The organism is Bradyrhizobium sp. UFLA05-89, assembly GCF_059803475.1.
Window position 1 is genome coordinate 47,520 of the sequence record NZ_JBANBA010000016.1, and the last position, 16,580, is coordinate 64,099.

The window sequence follows — 16,580 nt, forward strand, 5'->3', positions numbered from 1 at the left end:
ATCTCCGGCGGTTACGAAAAATGCTGATGCCGCCCCTCCGAAAACCGCTTCTGCCACCGGCCCGGACTTCGCTGGAAGCGGCACTTCGGGCCTGCATGGCCCCGCTTGGCCTCGTGTTCGCTTATAGCTGCAGCTACAATCTGCTGCTATTTGCGCCCTCAATCTACCTGCTTCAGATCTACGATCGGGTGTTGTCGAGCCGGAGCGGCGACACGCTTCTGATGCTCACCCTCATCGTTGCGCTCACAGTCGTAGTCGGTGGAGTGCTCGACGCATTGCGCCGCGTTCTATTGGGCCGCCTTGGCGCGTGGGTTGAAGACAGGCTTCGTCCTTCGGTGCTTTCGGCGTGCCTCGAAACCGCCTTTCGAGGCGATTGGGCCCAGTCGCCGGACACATATCGGGATCTCACGGTTCTTCGCCAGTTCGTCGAATCCAGCGCATGCCCGCTGCTGTTCGATGCGCTTTGGACACCCCTCTTTCTCTGTGTCCTTTTTCTCGTTCATCCGTTGCTTGGGGTGGTCGGGGCCTGCAGCGTGGTTCTGCTGTTCGGCCTCACGCTTGCAGGCGATCTCCTCATGGACGATGCTACGGTCAAGTCCGGCGCCGCATTGTCTAGGAGCTACGGCCGGCTCGCAGCTGCAATCGGCAATATTCACTTGATCCGTGCAATGGGAATGGCGGATGGCACAGCGCGCCTGATATACAACGACGCACAAGAAGCGCGCAGGGAGCACGATGTTGCGCTCTCGCGGCACGCGCTCATCATGTTTGCGACAAAGCCGTTACGTGCGCTGTCGCAGGTCGTGATCATGGGAGCGGCAGCGTGGCTCGTGCTCGACTACGGCAAGAGCCCGGCGATCATTTTCGTGGCGACACTGATGTCTGGCCGTGCCATCGCGCCGGTCGAAGGTGCGATTGCAAGCTGGAAATCATTCGCGGCGGCGATGAAAGCCTATCGGCGACTCGATGCCGTGCTCGCCGCAACCCCGGCGGCGAGGGCGAACACAGAATTCCCGTCCCGGCAGCCGCTGACCGGTCTCGTCGTCGACAACGTCAGCCTGAGGTTGTCCGGGTCCAACCACTTCCCGTTGAAAGGCATCTCGTTCAGTCTCGCGCCCGGCGAATGCCTTGGCATCATCGGTCCGTCCGGCTCGGGCAAGTCGCTGCTTGGCCAAGTCATCGCCGGTCTCACGATTCCAACGCACGGCCGCGTTCTGCTCGACAATGCCGACGTATCGCTGCTCCGCGAGGGGCGAGGCGGTCGCCACCTCGGATACCTCCCTCAAGACATCAATCTCCTTGGCGAAACGATAAACGAGATCATCGCGCGTCTTGACGATGCCGATCCACGCGAGATCGTCGAGACCGCCAAGCTCGTCGGCATCCATGACGCGATCATGCGACTGCCGCAAGCTTACCAGACCGTGGTTCCCAGCGGGGGCGTGGCCTTCTCTCGCGGATATCGCCAGCGTCTCGGTCTTGCTCGGGCCTTTTTCCGCAACCCGCGCCTCGTCGTTCTCGACGAGCCGAACGCCAGCCTCGACTACGCCGGGGAGCGGATGCTGCTGGACGCCATCGAGCAACTGAAGATCGCCAATGTCATGGTGGTCGTTGTGACTCACCGAATGGGTATTCTCGGAGCCACGGACAAGATCGCCATCATGGAAGGCGGCGCGGTCGTCGCGTTCGGCGAAAGCGAGGACATCTTCGAACGGCATCTGAGCAGGCCCCAGGTGATATCGCAAGTCGCGCCAACCGAGAGCGCGCCCGCAACCGCCAAGGTGCCGGGACAACCGGTTCGCCCATGATCTGGAAACCAAAAACGCGCGTTCCGCCGAGCACCCCACCCGCCGGGCGGCGGGTTGGAATCGGCATCACCGCAATCGACGATTACGAGCCCCTTGAGTTTCCGTGGTGCACGGCTCCGACACCGATCTCGCCACGCTCGCGGCTCCGCGGCGTCACGCTCGCAGGCAATCTGCTCGTGCTCTGCTTCATGCTGGGGCTGGGTACGTGGTCGAGCCTGGCACCGCTGGAAAGCGCGGCGATCGCTTCCGGCGTCGTGGAATCGGAATCGAGCCGCAAGACGATCCAGCATCTGGAAGGCGGCATCATCGGGAAGATCCTGGTTTCAGATGGTGACGTCGTGCGCAGCGGTCAGGTACTGATCGCGCTGGACGACACCAGGGCTCGTGCCGAAGTACAAAGCCTTCAGGGCCAACTGTGGGATGCAATGGCACGCGAAGCCCGGCTTGAAACCGAGCAGCGGGGATATGAGAAGCTCTCGTTTTCGGAGACGCTGGAGCAGGCCGCCAACGCGAATCTGGCCGCTGCCACCATTCTGTCGACGCAGCAGACCGTCTTTTTGTCGCGGCGGAAGGTGTTTCAATCGCAGGTGACGGTCCTTCGAGAGAGGCGAGGGCAGGTCGAGAAGGAAATCGAGGGCCTCAAGGCCCAGGAGGCTGCCGTCGCGCAGCGAATCGACATTGCCCGGGAAGAACTCGACATGGTCGCCACCCTCGTCAGCAAGGGCCTCGAGCGGCGACCGCGCCTTTTGAACCTTCAACGGGAAGTGGCTGACATTGAGGGGCGTCGGGGCGAGATCGCGGCACAGATCTCACGTGCCGGGCAAGTGATCGGTGAATCGCAGGCAAACCTCATCAAGCTCGAGAGCGACAGGCAAAACGAGATCGCACAAGCGTTGCGTGAAGCACAGAACCAGATTTTCCAGTTGCGCGAGCGGCTGCCGGCGGCCCAGGATCAGTTGTCGCGAACAGAGATCAAGGCGCCCGAGGACGGCGTAGTAACCGACCTCCGGGTTCATACGCCGGGAGGCGTGATCGGAGCGGGTGCTCCACTGTTGGATCTGGTGCCCCGGCAGGATCGTCTGATTGTCACCGCGCGCCTGAGGCCCGAGGACATCGATGTGGTTCATCCGGGCCTGAATGCGGAAGTGCATCTCCTGCCGTACAATCAGCGTCGTGTGCCGCGGCTGAAGGGGACAGTGACGCATGTGTCGGCCGACCGGCTCCTCGACAAGCGCACCGACCAGCCATACTACGCGACGAGGATTCGCGTCGACGACGCACAGATCGCCGCAAACGATATCCAGATCACCCCGGGAATGCCGGTTCAGGTTTTCATCACGACAGGGCGCAGCACCGTTGCGCTTTACACCCTAAGGCCCCTGCTTGACAGTTTCCATGGTGCGTTCCGCGAGGATTGAGTGCCGCGGGGTGGCACCTAGGCTTCGGGAATCGAAGACGCGTTCGCCTCGGTGTCGCGGCCATGAGCCGACAATCGACCGCTCCAGCGGAGAACCGCTTCGGTGCGGTTGCGGGCGGCGCATTTTCGCATGATGTGCTGAATATGCATTTTGACGGTGTTTTCGGAAAGGTTCAGCTTGGCGGCAATCAGCTTGTTGGGCAGACCAAGCTCAAGCTCCGTCAGCACCTGCTGCTCGCGAGGTGTGAAATCGGTCGTATTCCTGTCGGTCGTGCTCCTGTCGCCATTCGAGTACGTTGATGCAAGCGCGCGCGGATATGGCTGGTCGAGGCCGGGTGCCTTGCTCAACTCGATGACCGGCAGAGGCCTGTAAACCCCGCCGGCCAGAACAAGGCGCAGACCGGCAACGGCGACTTCGATGGGAAGGGAGGTGGGGAAGAAGCCTCGCACACCCCGCTGCAGCGCGGCGAGTGCGGTGGCCTCGTCATCGCGATTGGAGATGAGGGCGATGGAGGCGTTCAGGCAGCACTCCGCGATCACGGCAAGATCGTCCTCGACGGTGCGATCGTCCGGTGGCTTGTCCCCAATGCTCAGCACGACCAGACGAACGTCCTGTGTGGGCACACAATCCAGTCCGTGGGTGGTCGCCATGTCGACAATCTCTAGCGACGCCAGTTCGCGCCTGAGAATGCTCAGGATGCTGGTGCGCGTGAGCGTAAGCGGCTCGATGAGCGCCAGGACAGGCAATTGCAGGGATTCTTTGAGCCGTTCAGCAGAATGAACCTGATCGTGCATAATGTCCTCGAATGTAAAGTACTCTGTAAGCTCACCTCACCAATTCCGCGACCGCAACGCATTGCGCATCGGTAAGCCGATGCTTCAATCCCATCTTGCGGCCCGGCCTACGCATTCTTGAGCCGGGGCAACTGTCAGTTCAGTTGCCAGGAAACTCTTTCCACGCAATTCATCGCACGGCCGCGCCTGATGTCGCGATCGCGCTCCGGTCTTCGGTCGCGCGCAAACCATCGCGACCTTTTCGATTTCACCTCACGCTTGAGTCACAGATGTTGCGATAAGCGATCGCCGCCGCCGAGCTTGCCGGTCCGTCGACGACGTAAGCATCGTTCTCCTTCACGAGATAGAGAAAGGGTCTCTCTCCAGTCTCCTCGCCTGACGCATTCGTCCCTTTGACGCGCCCGCAAATGGTGTCCACGGAACGCCCCAACGTATTCTTCCTGATGGCCCGCTTCATATCGCTGAATTCGGCAGAGTTCGGATTCTCCATCTTTGCTGCGATCGAAACTTTTGCCTTGTTCAGTACGGACTCAGACGCTTCCGCGGTCGAATTGGATGGCGAGACGTGGATCCGTGTCGTCGGAGGCGCTGCCCTGGCCACATTGATGTTGCCGCGCTTCTTCTCGGATGGTTTCTCCAGCGCTCTCTTGTCCGATCTTGCCGCGGTCGCAGGACTTGCTTTTGCAATCAAGGGATCCGGCCCGAGGGCAGCAGGCCTCGCCGCCGCCGGCTGAGCCATTGCGACTCGGTCAAAACAGGGTTGCGCGCCGCAGCCCAGGAAGTAACCCTGGGAGGGGGCAAAGAAGCCAAAGCCGATCAAAATTCCGGCCAGCACGCCAATGAAAAGCAGTCCCATCCGATTCGCCTCCTCGGGGGCGGGGCTCGGTTCGCATTTTATGACTAAGACGTACTTTCGCGCTGGTGACCCATTAGTTGCGCAAAAGCATTAAGCCCCCATTAAGCGTTTCTCTGATCAGAGGTTGTGAACCACCTAAGGTACTACGCAAAGATTGAGCCAATCGGCGGCCCGCGAGACCTTGCGCTGGTCCGATTTCAGACTCAAATCCGCCGGCGAATCAGTGAATTCCTTCGAACACGGCTTGGGGGTGTGTTCCGGGGATTTACCATGAGTAACGAATATTTGCCGCCCAGCGAGAAACAGGAAGTCATTTCAACTGCGGACAATACCGCGTCCAGTGATGCGTTCGGACTCTTGTCGCCACAGCTTCTGGAAGAGTTCGACGACGATGAATCGCCGTCAGATGAAGTTCTGCGGCTCCTCGAGGAGAATGCACGGCTTCGTGCGCTCGCGGTTGAACTCTCGAACTTGCTCGGAAACTTGCCCAATCGAGATTGGGATGCCGCGCTCATGCCTGCTGGAGATCGTCGAAAGCCCGGTGCGTAGTCGGAGCTTGGTTGCTTTCGCCATCAGATGCAGCACCAAACGTGCTGCATCCACTCAGATCCGCGGCATGCTCGCGGGGCGCACCTCGCGCGCCTGCGCTGCGAGGCGGATGGCGGCATTCGCTGCGCCGAAGCCCTGGTAGTTGCGCCGTTCGACGATCTCGAAGAAGAAACGCTCGTCGAAAATGTGGGTGTAGACCTGGAAGAACTCGCCGTCGCCCTCGCGGTCGTAGAGGATCTGGTTTTCGCGAAGCTGCGCCATCACCTCGGGCGCGAGATCGTATTTGGCTTCGATGTCGTCGTAGTAATTGTCGGGGATTTCCAGAAACTCCGCGCCACGCTTGCGCATGGCGGCAACCGTCGCAAAGATATTCTGGCAGGAGAAGGCGATGTGCTGCACGCCGGAGCCAAAGAACTCCGAGATGAAGCGCGCCGGTAGTGTGCGGTTGGCCGAGGAGCCGTTGAGCACGAAGCGCAGGCTCTGGTCGCCATTGATGATCGCCTGGCTCTGCACGAGGCCGCGGGGGTCCGCGATCTCCATCTGTGGCAGCCGGGTCAGATCGAGGATGCCGGTGTAGAACAAGAGCCAGGACAGCATCTCGTCATACGGCATCGACTGCGCGATGTGGTCGACGGCGAGAAGCTGATCGGCGCCGGCATTGCTCGCGACCGCCTCGAAATCGGTGTCCCAGTTCTTGCCGGCCTGGTCGAGAAAATATAGGAGGCTGCCGCCGACGCCGTGGATCGCCGGAATCTCCAGCTCGCCGGGACCAACCGGAGAATAAAAGGTGCGTGCCTTCAGGGCTTCCGCGCGCGCCATGGCGCGGCCGGAATCGTCGACGTCGAGCGCGATGGCGCAGACGCCGGGACCGTGCGTGACGTAGTGCGAATGCGCAAAGCCGTCGGTCTCGCAGTTGATCACGAGCTCGACCTTGCCTTGCGTCCAGCGCTCCACCGCCTTGCTGCGGTGCTTGCCGGTCTTGCGGAAGCCGAGCTGCGAGAACAGGCCGGCAAGCTCCGCCGCCTTGGTCTCGTTGACGGCGAACTCGACGAAGCCGGTGCCGCGGGTCTTCGCCTTCGGTGCGAGTTGCTTGTCGGCGAGCTTCGGCCATTTCGCCGCGAGCCGGTCCTGCAACAGGATCAGCGAGCGGAGGCCGTCGGTTGCCGTCTGCGCAGCGGAGCCGGCGCGGAACTGGTCGTTGAAGATCTCCAGCGACAGCGGGCCTGTGTAACCGGTCGCCGCGATCGCCTCCATGAATTCGCCGACCGGCAGGTCGCCCTGGCCGGGGAAGGAACGGAAGTGGCGGCTCCAGGAGAGGATGTCGAGCTCGAGCCTCGGCGCATCGGCAAGCTGCACCAGAAAGATCTTGTCGCCGGGGATCGAGGCCATCGCGCGTGTCGGGAAGCTCGGCGCCAGCGCGTGAAAGCTGTCGAGAATGACGCCGATCGCGGGATGGTCGGCACGGCGCACGATCTCCCAGGCATCGCGGTAGTCGTTGACGTGACGGCCCCAGGCCAGCGCCTCGTAGCCGACGCGTAGAGAACGCTTTGCCGCGCGATCGCCGAGCTCGCGGAAATCGTCCGCGGCGCGGTCGATGCCACCAAGCGAAGCCGGCGAGACATTGCTACAGATCAGAAGGAGATCGGTGCCGAGCTCCTGCATCAAATCGAACTTGCGCTCGGCGCGGGCAAAGTTGCGCGCGCGCTGCGGCTCCGGCATGCCCTCGAAGTCGCGGAACGGCTGGAAGGCGCAGATCTCGAGATTGAGGTCCTTGCAGAGGCGCGCCACCTCGCGCGGGCTCGCGCCGAACGACAACAGGTCGTTCTCGAAAATCTCGACGGCATCGAAGCCGGCCGATGCGATGGCGCGGAGCTTTTCGTCCAGCGTGCCTGAGAGGGAGACCGTTGCGATCGAGCGCTTGTTCATACTGCTGTCTCCTCCATGGCGCCGCCGAGGAACAATTGTCCGATGCGCGGATCGTTCAGAATTTTCTGTGCCTTGTCGACCATGCGGGTCTGCCCGAGCTCGAGCACGATGCCGAAATCGGAGATCTCCAGCGCCGAGCGGGCGTTCTGCTCGATCATCAGGATCGTCACGCCGCGATCGCGCAGGGATTTTAGGATATCGAAGGTTTGCTGCACCATCAGCGGCGACAGGCCAATCGAGGGTTCGTCGATCAGCACGAGCTTTGGCTCCAGCAGGAGCGAGCGCGCGATCTCGAGCTGCTTTTGTTCGCCGCCCGACAGCGTGGAAGCCTGCTGCGCCGACTTGCGCCGTAGCGCCGGGAACAGATCGAGCGCGGCCTCGATGCGCGTGTGTAGATCGACGTCCTTTGCGGCCGCGACGCCGCCGAGCTCGATATTGTGGCGCACCGACAGCTCGGGAAAAATGTTGCGGCCCTGCGGCACGTAGCAGATGCCGGCATTGAGCAGCGTACGCTGGCTCAAGTTCGTGACGTCGCGATTCGCGAAGCTGATCTTGCCCTCGCGCAGCTTCAAGAGGCCGAAGATCGCCTTGAACACGGTGGATTTGCCGGCGCCGTTGGGGCCGATGATCGTGGTGATGGTGGCCGGCGGCACAGAAAACGTCGTGCCGTTCAGGATCGTCATCTTGCCGTAGCCGCCGACGAGATTGTGAACCGAGAGGATCGGATCGCTCATGGTCTAGTGTCCCAAATAGGCTTCGATCACGGCGGGGTTCCTGCGGACTTCGTCGGGCCGTCCCATCGCCAGTACCTTGCCTTCCGCCATCACCATCACGCGCGAGCACAGCGACATCACGAATTCCATGTTGTGCTCGATCACCACGAAAGTCGCGTTCTTCTCGCGGTTGATTGCGATCAGGCGCTCCTTCAGGTCCGACAGCATCGTCGGGTTGACGCCGCCTGCGGGCTCATCGAGCAGCACCAGGCGCGGCCCGCCCATGAAGGCCATCGCGGCATCGAGCAGCTTCTGTTGGCCGTAGGAGAGGCCGCCAGCAGGTTCAGCGGCGAGATGGTCGAGCTTGAAGAAGCCGATCATCTGGTTGGCGGCGTTGGTCAGGCCGGCATCGGAGCGGCCGACCAGGCGCGATGCCATGTTGCCCTGGTGCTCCTGCCCGGCAAGGATCAGGTTCTCGCGCACCGAGAGTTTTGGAAACACTTGCAGGAGCTGGAACGTGCGGCTGACCCCGAGCTTGTTGAGCTCGGAGGGGCGCAGGCCCGTGACGGTCCTGCCGTCGAGCTTGACCTCGCCACTGCTCGGCATGAGCTGGCCGAGGATGCAGTTGAACAGCGTCGACTTGCCGCAGCCGTTCGGCCCGATCAGGCCGAGGATCTCGCCTTCGCGGACGTCGAAGCTGACGCCATCGACCGCGTTGATACCGCCGAAGTTCTTCTTGATGTCCGTGACTTCGAGCACCGCACTCATTGCGCCGTCTCCAGGCGGGATTTTGCGACGGCCCGCAGCGCCGACGCAGCCTTGGTGCGCCGCGCCGCCATGTAGCGATCGAGGATCCCCAAGATGCCGGTCGGCGACCAGATCAGCAGCAGCATCACCGCGATCGCGTAGAGCATCAGGTAATAGCCCTCGGTGAAGCGCAGCCATTCCGGCAGCAGCACCGCGATCATCGCGCCGAGAAAGGGACCGAGGTAGAAGCCGGCGCCGCCGACGATCACCATCATCAGGAGATCCAGCGAGAGCGACAGGTTGAACGGCACCGGGTCGATATATTGCGTCAGCGGCGCATAGAGCGCGCCGGCGACGCCGCCGAGCGCCGAGCCGATTGCGAACGCCATCAACGTGTAGCGGCGGGTGTCGACGCCGAGCGACTGCGCGCGCAGCGGATTCTCGCGCAGCGCGATGAAGGCGCGGCCCCAGGGCGAGCGAATCAGCCACCACACGGCGAGCGAGACGATGGCAAGCGAGCCGAGACAGACATAGTAGAACGGCAACGGCTTGTTGGTCGCGATGCCGAAAATATGTGGCCGCGGAATATTGGAGATGCCGTAGATGCCGCCCGTGAGCCAGCTCTCATTGCGGAACACCAGGAAGGCGAGGGTGGAGAAGGCGAGCGTGACGAAGGCGAGGTAGTGGTGCTGCACGCGCAGCGCCGGGTAGCCGAGCACCCAGCCGACCGCAAAGCTCAAGCCGATCGCGACGAGGATCGCGGCCGGCAGCGGCCAGCCGTGGGTCGTCATGATCGCCGCGGCGTACGCGCCGATGCCGACGAAGGCGCCCTGTGCCAGCGAGACCTGGCCGGCATAGCCGAGCGTGAGATTGAGCCCCATCGCGGCGATCGTCATCACGGCCCACTGGCTCAGGATGAACAGGCCGTAGCGGTTGAAGTTCATGGGGACGACGATCAGCGCAGCGATGACGATAAGGCCGAGCGCGATCTTCAGGGGTTTGGCGAATCCGGTCATACCGTACGCTCCTCGGCGCGGCCGAGCAGGCCCTGGGGACGGAACAGGATGACGATGATCAGAACGAGCATCGGCACTGCCGAGCGATATTGCGTCGAGACGTAGGAAGCCGCGAGATTGTCGAGCACCCCGATCAGGAGGCCGCCCGCAATCGCGCCGCGCACCTGGTTGAAGCCGCCGACGATCGCGGCGATGAAGGCAGCCTGGCCCAGCACCTCGCCGGAGGAGAATTTCGCCAGATAGATCGGCGTGATCAGGAGCGAAGCCAGCGCGACCAGGAAGGCGTTGATCAGGAAGGTCAGGAGGATCATCCGCTCGACCGGTACGCCGATGATGCGCGCCACCGTCGGGTTCTGCGCCGCCGCCTGCATCTGGTGGCCGAGCGAGGTGCGGTTCAGAAGCGCAGTCAGGCCGACCACGGCGAGAATAGCGACGACGAGCACGCCGATGCTTTGCAACGAGACCGCATGTCCAAAGACAGAGACGTCACCAGTCGGCACGATCGAGGGGAAGGGCGAGGCTTCGGCGCTGAAGAACTGCTTCACGGCCTCCTTGATGCCGATTGCCAGCGCCATGGTGGCGATCGCCAGCGGCAGCACGCCATGGCGCAACATCGGATCGACCAGCAGCATCTTGAAGGCGAGGCCAAGCAGGATCATCGAGAGCAAGGTGCCGAGGATGATGGCGAGCCAGAACGGCGCCCCCACATGCATCGCCGCCAGCATCAGAAACGCCGGCAGCATCACGAACTCGCCCTGCGCGAAATTGATGGTCTGCGAGGTCTGCCACAGCAGCGTGAAGCCGACCGCCACCAGCGCATAGATGGCGCCTGTTGCAAGTCCCGCGACCAGAAGATCGAACAGATTGGACATTTTCCCCTCTCCCCGCTCTCACTCTTCTCCCTCTCACCGTTCTTACGGGCCGCGACGAGCATCGCTCGGGCTGAGAGGGTCGGGTGAAGGGCTCGCTCCGCAAATACGGTGATAATTCGCGGAAGCCGCCCCTCACCCCAACCCTCTTCCCGCGAAGAGCGGGGAGAGGGAGTAGGGCGCAAGGTCACTTCAGCTTCGGCAGCACCTGCTTCACCACCTGCTTGCCTTCCACGACCTCGACCAGGAAACTCTGGCGGTCGATGTCGCCGTTCTGGTCGAAGGTGACGTCCATCAGGATGCCCGGTTCGTCCGCGGCCTTGATGGTCAGGCCGTGCAGCGTGTCGGCAAACGCCTTGGGATCGACCTTGCCCATCTTCTCGGTGGTGGCCTTCACCATGTAGACGGCGAGGTAGCCCTTCAGGCCGTTATGGTCGGGCACGTAGTTGTACTTTTTGGAGAACCGATCGCGGAAGCCCTTGATCAGGTCGACCGGTGCGTCGGTGGTGAGGCCGACATGGCCGCGCGCGCCGTTGGCGGCGTCGCCTGCAAGCTCGATCACCTTCTGGCCGATCAGCGTGGTCTCGCCCATCAGCGGCGCGGTGACGCCCTGGCGCTTCAGCTCTTTGAGGATGCGCGCGCTCTCTTCCTCGTTCAGATAGACGAACACCGCGTCCGGATTGGCGGCCTTGATCTTGCCCACGTCGGCGGCGAAGTCGGCTTGGCCGGCTTCGGTCGAGAGATCGGCGACGACCTTGGAGCCGAGGCGGTCGAGCTCCTTGACGATGACGTCGCGTCCGCCGCGGCCGAAATCATTGTTGACCCAGACGACAGCGACCGTCTTCGCCTTCATGTCGTCGTGGATGTACTTTGCGACCTTCGGCATCGAGGATTGCTGGCCAAAGGAGGTGCGGAACAAGAACTTGTTGCCTGCCTGGGTCAGCTCGGCGGCCTCACCGCCCATGATCTGCGCGATGCCAGCTTCGGCCGCGAGCGGCGCGGTGACTTTCACCGAGCCGGAATAGCCGGGCCCGAGCAGCACATAGGGCTCGGCGTCGAGCGCCTTTTGCACTTGCGCGCGCGCCACGCCCGGGTTGGACTGCGAGTCGGCATGGGTGACCTCGAGCTTGCGACCGAGCACGCCGCCCTTGGCGTTGATTTCCTCGATCGCGAGATCGATGCCGTTCTTCCAGTTGGTGCCGACGGTGGCGCCGCCGCCGGACAGCTCGGCGACGTCGGCCAGCTTGATCGGCTGCGCAAAGGCGCTCGTTGCCATGGCAACCGCAAACAGGGCGCCCAGTAATGTCGATTTCATCTCACTCCTCCCATTTCTCTTCAGTTATGCAAGCGGTCTTGTTTCCGGCCGCTTTCCGTCAAGCTACCTGATAGGCGGCGCTGCGCGCTGCCATCACGGCGTCAAAAGCCTCGCCCATGACCTCGGTCGATGGGGCAAGGCCGGTGAACAGTTCGAACGCGTCTGCGGCCTGGTAGATCGCGAGCTCGCGGCCGGTCATGATCCGCGCGCCCTTGGCCTGCGCTGCCGCGAGCAGCGGGGTGATCAGCGGTGAATAGACGGCGTCGGCGACCCAAAGGTCTGCACGCAGCAGCGCCGTCGGCACCGGCGTGTCCCGGTTCGGCAGCATGCCGACCGGCGTTCCGTTGATCAGGCCAGTTGCGCCCTCGAGCGCATCCTCGATGCTGGATGCGACTTTTGCGCCGTTCGTGGTCAGGAGCGATGCGAGCTTCTCGGCCCGCGCCGGTTCGCTGTCGACGATGCGGATGTCGGAGACCTTCTGGCTCGCCAGCGCGAAGGCGATCGCCTTGCCGACGCCGCCGGCGCCGATCACGGCGACCGCATTGCCCGCGGGCGCCAGCAGGGGCGCCACCGCACGGGCAAATCCCGTGGTGTCGGTGTTGTGGCCGATCAGCCGGCCATCGCGAACGACGACGGTGTTGACTGCACCCATGGCGGCTGCGCCGGGCGCAAGCTCGTCGAGTAGCGGCACCACCGCTTCCTTGTAGGGATAGGTGACGTTGACGCCGGCAAAGCCGAGCCGCCGCACCCCCTCGAGCATCATGCTGAGCCCGGCAGAATCCGCGCCGGCGACCTCGATGAGCTGGTAATGGCCGCGCAGCCCCAGCGCCTCGGCGGCGTGCTCGTGCATGGCAGGCGAAGCGGAATGCTTAATCGGCGCACCGATCAGGCCGGTGAGGAGTTTCTGAGGTGCGGCAGGTCGGCGCGTTGACATGATCCGAATTGGTCTGGGTGTGTATGTGTTTCGCCACGCGGTGTTGCGCGGAAATCGGCAAAGCTCAAGCCCGACGATAGCCTGTCCCCCGCCTAACACAATTACCCATTTATCCTACAAACCTAACATAATGTTATTTCCTGCGACCGCGAGCCGCGGCGCCCTTCTGGCCGCTGCGCGAGGGCTCGACCGCGCGCATCTCGGCGCGGAGCTGCTCGATGAAATATTCGACGTGGAGCGAGAGCGGTGCGCCGCGTTTCACCGCGATATAGGTGTCGAACCGCGTCGGCTCGGTGATCCTCAACAGCTCGATGCCGGGATAGCCGCCATGGGCGACCGTGAACTGGTCGATGATCGCGATCCCCAGGCCCGCCTTCACCAGCGCGCACACCGTGGTGCCGAAGCGAGCGCGGATGGTGATGTTGTATTCGAGCCGGTGACGGGCAAAGATCTCGGCCATGATCCTTCCGTAAGGATCGTTCGGATCGATGCCGATCAGCGGATAGCGCGTGATCTCGGCCGCCGAGACCTGCTTGCGGCCGGCTCGCTCATGGCCGGGCGGCACGATGCAATAGAGCTCGCCGGAAGCGAGCGGCATGAAATCGAGGCCGGAATGCTCCAGGCGGTAGCTCATCGCGACGCACTCGCCGCGGCCGAGCATGAGATAGTCGATCGCTTCCTCGAGCTTGAGGATGTTGATGTCGATGCCGAGATCCGGATAGCGCCGCCGGACCCGCTCGATCGCACGCGGCACCATCACCTGCGAAATGCTCGGCACCGAGCCGATGCGCAGCTCCGACAATCCGCCGCGGCCGATCTTGGAGATGATCTCGGAGAGGTCATCGACCTTCTTGTAGACGCCGTTGATCTGCTCGAAGATGTTCTCGGCCTCGGGCGTCGGGAAGTAACGTCCGTTCTGGCGCTGGAAGAAGCGGATGCCGAGCGAGCGTTCGGTGTATTTGACGAGACGGCTGATGCCGGGCGCCGATACGTTCAATAGCTTCGCCGCGCCGCCAATGGTCCCCGTCACCATCACGGCGCGGATCACTTCAACCTGGCGTAGCGTCATCATGCTCTGGGACATCCCGACGGACGATCGTGAGTGACGATCATCTCACGACAGGCGTCATGTCATCCAGCCGCAAATGCCTGTCAACGTGAATAGCCCGCGGCGCGCGCTATCTTTGGCCATGAAGGGAGAACGGACTAGGAAGCGAGAACGGACTCAATTTCGCGGTCAGATTGTTTCAGCTAAAACCGGCGCGTTCGAATAGAAGGCCATCGCATCGCGACGTCTCACCCGCGCGATTGCTGCAACTGCGTTCTAGCGTGCCGGCCCTTCGGGTGAGACGCTATCGGGCAGCGCGGCGCGTTCGCTTTCCAGCACCTCGCGCGCGAGCTCGATGATCTTCTGCTTGTTCGCGGTCTCGCGCACGGCGAAGAACACGCGGTTGAGTTCCAGGCCGAGCACGCTGTTGAGGGCGATGTTCTCATCTTCCATCGTGGCTCTCTCGCTCCAGACGACGGAGGTGTATCTTGACCTCCCTTCCTCCACAAGTAGATTAAATCTTCAGAGCCTGCCGCACCGTGAAACTACGGAGGCGATGCATTGAGACGACGCCCGAGTCAGGCTACAAAGCAAGCTACGGAGCGAGGGGGCAGGAACGAACCGATGTCCGCTGTGGACTATGGCCGGGAAGCGCTCGACTTCATCGAAGGCCTGGAAGCTTACAGCAGGGTTCCGGATGCGATGAACGCGCTTGAGGCGGCATTTGGCCGCTTCGGTTTCGAGCACATCATCGTCACGGGGCTACCGAATCCGGAGCAGCACTTCGAACAGATGGTGCTCGCCAAGCGCTGGCCTGCGGAATGGTTCAGGATGTACACCGAGCGGAACTACGTCCGCTTCGATCCGGTGATCCGGATGTGCCGGCAGTCGGTGAATCCCTTCGAATGGTCGGAAGCACCGTACGATGCCGAGCGGGAGCCCGGTGCGGTGGAAGTGATGAACCGCGCCACCGATTTCCGCATGTCGCGCGGCTTCGTCGTGCCGATCCACGGGCTGACCGGTTATGAGGCCGGTGTTTCGCTCGGCGGCGTGCATCTCGATCTCAATGCACGAAGCAAGCCGGCGCTGCACCTGATGGCGATGTACGGCTTCGACCGCATCCGCCGCCTGCTCGATCCGCGTCCGACGCCGCCGGCGCTGCTCACGCCGCGCGAGCGCGAGGTGCTCGCCTGGGCCTCACAAGGCAAATCGGCCTGGGAGATCGGCGAGATTCTTCACATCACGCAGCGGACCGCGGAAGAGCACCTTGCAACCGCTGCGCGCAAGCTCGGTGCCGTCAACCGTACGCATGCAGTCGCGATCGCGATCAAGCACAAAATCATCAATCCATAAGCTCTCACTGGGAAATTTCCCAATATCGAAGCCGCCTCTTTTCAACGAGGCTTCCCCCGTTTCGAAGAACGGGGGATTTCATGATCCATGCAATTTCTTCGGCGAACCGACATCTGTACGAAGACGTCGTCGAGCAACACTTCCGCTTGCGGCACGAGATCTTCGTCGACGAGCGCAAGTGGGAAGCGCTGCGCAAGCCCGACGGCCGCGAGGTCGACGTCTACGACGACGACGATGCGATCTACATGCTCGCGCTGGAGAGCCGCCGCGTGATCGGCGGCTACCGGCTGTATCCGACCACGAAGCCGACGATGATGAGCGAGGTCTTTCCGCATCTCGCTGCGGTGCGCGGCTGTCCGGCTGGCGCGCTGGTGTGGGAATGGTCGCGCTTCTTCGTCGCGCGTGACCGCCGCGATGGAGCCATCAATCTGCAATTGATGGCGTCGGCGCAGGAGTTCTGTCTCGACCAGGGCATCGAGCGTCTCTGCCTCGTCATGGAGACCTGGTGGTTGCCGCGCTTCCACGACATCGGATTCGTCGTCACGCCTCTGGGATTGCCCGCGCTGGTCGACGGCTCTTGGACCATGGCTGCCATGATCGACGTTTGCCGGGAGTCGCTCGATACCGTGCGCGAGCGGATCGGCATGGCGAGCGTCGTACGCCAGGATGGTCCGCGCCTCGACGCCGTCGCCCGTGCCAACACCTGCGGCCTCACCGCCGCGCAACGAAAGACCGCCTGAGATGTCGAACATGATGCGAGACACCCGAACCCTTGCGAAGCTTAAGATGAAAATGAAGGAAGAGAATCTCGGCTACATGTCCGACATGGCGCTCGAGCTGGCGCAGATGGCGGATGATTGCGGCCACGCCACGCTCGCCTATCTGTTCCGGATGGCGGCGCTCGAAGCTTCCACCGCCGACGGCGTCGCGACTGACCGGGATGACTTTCCTCACTCGATGACCTCGCACTGAGCGCGACGATGGCCTGCCTCTCCCTCTCCCCGCACGCGGGGCGAGGTGAAGCGCGTTACTCGGATGAATCGTGAGGCGAGCTGTCGACCTCAGCATTCTTGATGTGAGTGCGCGAGACAATCGCCGGGATGCCGGCAGCAACCTCACCGTTCAACATCTACCCTGCGCCTCGTCTGAGTAGACGTGGGTGCGGCAGCTTGACCCATCCCCCACGCAATCTTCTTGCAAGTCGCACTCAACGCCTGTTCGATGAGATGCAACA

The 16,580-nt window shown here is 62.8% G+C and carries 17 protein-coding genes; 7 read left to right on the top strand and 10 right to left on the bottom strand.

The window, feature by feature from the left end; all coding sequences use genetic code 11:
- Positions 1 to 20 precede the first annotated feature (20 nt).
- On the top strand, positions 21 to 1,808 hold the full coding sequence (locus SO139_RS11360; RefSeq protein WP_474800114.1) for a type I secretion system permease/ATPase: 1,788 nt from the start codon (positions 21 to 23) through the stop codon (positions 1,806 to 1,808).
- Positions 1,805 to 3,226, top strand: coding sequence for an HlyD family type I secretion periplasmic adaptor subunit (locus SO139_RS11365; protein WP_449377758.1), 1,422 nt, complete (start codon positions 1,805 to 1,807; stop codon positions 3,224 to 3,226). The genes SO139_RS11360 and SO139_RS11365 overlap by 4 nt, the downstream gene beginning before the upstream one ends.
- 17 nt (positions 3,227 to 3,243) lie before the next feature.
- Here SO139_RS11365 and SO139_RS11370 read toward each other — a convergent pair whose 3' ends face one another.
- Positions 3,244 to 4,020 carry a LuxR C-terminal-related transcriptional regulator gene (locus tag SO139_RS11370; protein WP_449377757.1) on the bottom strand — a complete coding sequence of 259 codons (777 nt, stop codon included), beginning with the start codon at positions 4,018 to 4,020 and terminating at the stop codon, positions 3,244 to 3,246.
- 392 nt (positions 4,021 to 4,412) lie between these two features.
- Here SO139_RS11370 and SO139_RS11375 point away from each other — a divergent pair, with 392 nt between their 5' ends.
- Both SO139_RS11375 and SO139_RS11380 read left to right on the top strand, forming a co-directional pair.
- The gene (locus tag SO139_RS11375) at positions 4,413 to 4,754 is read left to right on the top strand and encodes a hypothetical protein (protein ID WP_449377756.1); all 342 of its coding nucleotides are present in this window, start codon (positions 4,413 to 4,415) and stop codon (positions 4,752 to 4,754) included.
- A 392-nt stretch (positions 4,755 to 5,146) separates the two neighbouring features.
- The gene (locus SO139_RS11380) at positions 5,147 to 5,425 is read left to right on the top strand and encodes a hypothetical protein (protein WP_449377755.1); all 279 of its coding nucleotides are present in this window, start codon (positions 5,147 to 5,149) and stop codon (positions 5,423 to 5,425) included.
- Positions 5,426 to 5,479: 54 nt separating this feature from the next.
- Here the strand turns inward: SO139_RS11380 and SO139_RS11385 are convergent, their stop codons facing one another.
- From SO139_RS11385 to SO139_RS11425, 9 genes are all read right to left on the bottom strand, one after another.
- Positions 5,480 to 7,351: a bifunctional sugar phosphate isomerase/epimerase/4-hydroxyphenylpyruvate dioxygenase family protein gene (locus tag SO139_RS11385; protein WP_449377754.1), complete on the bottom strand. Its 1,872-nt coding sequence runs from the start codon at positions 7,349 to 7,351 to the stop codon at positions 5,480 to 5,482.
- A complete protein-coding gene (locus SO139_RS11390) occupies positions 7,348 to 8,085 on the bottom strand; it encodes an ABC transporter ATP-binding protein (RefSeq protein ID WP_449377753.1) in 738 nt (245 codons plus the stop codon). Before SO139_RS11390 ends, SO139_RS11385 begins: the two co-directional genes overlap by 4 nt.
- 3 nt (positions 8,086 to 8,088) lie before the next feature.
- Positions 8,089 to 8,832 carry an ABC transporter ATP-binding protein gene (locus SO139_RS11395; protein WP_449377752.1) on the bottom strand — a complete coding sequence of 248 codons (744 nt, stop codon included), beginning with the start codon at positions 8,830 to 8,832 and terminating at the stop codon, positions 8,089 to 8,091.
- On the bottom strand, positions 8,829 to 9,827 hold the full coding sequence (locus tag SO139_RS11400) for a branched-chain amino acid ABC transporter permease (protein WP_449377751.1): 999 nt from the start codon (positions 9,825 to 9,827) through the stop codon (positions 8,829 to 8,831). The genes SO139_RS11395 and SO139_RS11400 overlap by 4 nt, the downstream gene beginning before the upstream one ends.
- On the bottom strand, positions 9,824 to 10,699 hold the full coding sequence (locus SO139_RS11405) for a branched-chain amino acid ABC transporter permease (RefSeq protein ID WP_449377750.1): 876 nt from the start codon (positions 10,697 to 10,699) through the stop codon (positions 9,824 to 9,826). The genes SO139_RS11400 and SO139_RS11405 overlap by 4 nt, the downstream gene beginning before the upstream one ends.
- A 184-nt stretch (positions 10,700 to 10,883) precedes the next feature.
- A complete protein-coding gene (locus tag SO139_RS11410) occupies positions 10,884 to 12,011 on the bottom strand; it encodes an ABC transporter substrate-binding protein (RefSeq protein WP_449377749.1) in 1,128 nt (375 codons plus the stop codon).
- Between the two features lie 58 nt (positions 12,012 to 12,069).
- Entirely contained in the window at positions 12,070 to 12,945 is an 876-nt protein-coding gene (locus SO139_RS11415; RefSeq protein WP_449377748.1) for a shikimate dehydrogenase, read from the bottom strand.
- A 133-nt stretch (positions 12,946 to 13,078) separates the two neighbouring features.
- Positions 13,079 to 14,017: a LysR family transcriptional regulator gene (locus SO139_RS11420; RefSeq protein ID WP_498540069.1), complete on the bottom strand. Its 939-nt coding sequence runs from the start codon at positions 14,015 to 14,017 to the stop codon at positions 13,079 to 13,081.
- A gap of 252 nt (positions 14,018 to 14,269) precedes the next feature.
- Positions 14,270 to 14,446 carry a hypothetical protein gene (locus SO139_RS11425; RefSeq protein ID WP_449377746.1) on the bottom strand — a complete coding sequence of 59 codons (177 nt, stop codon included), beginning with the start codon at positions 14,444 to 14,446 and terminating at the stop codon, positions 14,270 to 14,272.
- Positions 14,447 to 14,617: 171 nt separating this feature from the next.
- Between SO139_RS11425 and SO139_RS11430 the strand changes: the two genes are divergently transcribed.
- The 3 genes from SO139_RS11430 (at position 14,618) to SO139_RS11440 (ending at position 16,318) form a co-directional block, all read left to right on the top strand.
- A complete protein-coding gene (locus SO139_RS11430) occupies positions 14,618 to 15,346 on the top strand; it encodes a helix-turn-helix transcriptional regulator (RefSeq protein ID WP_449377745.1) in 729 nt (242 codons plus the stop codon).
- 80 nt (positions 15,347 to 15,426) lie between these two features.
- Positions 15,427 to 16,086: an acyl-homoserine-lactone synthase gene (locus SO139_RS11435; protein ID WP_449377744.1), complete on the top strand. Its 660-nt coding sequence runs from the start codon at positions 15,427 to 15,429 to the stop codon at positions 16,084 to 16,086.
- A 46-nt stretch (positions 16,087 to 16,132) separates the two neighbouring features.
- Positions 16,133 to 16,318 (top strand): hypothetical protein, encoded by a 186-nt coding sequence (locus SO139_RS11440; protein ID WP_254102280.1) that lies wholly within the window; start codon positions 16,133 to 16,135, stop codon positions 16,316 to 16,318.
- Positions 16,319 to 16,580 lie beyond the last annotated feature (262 nt).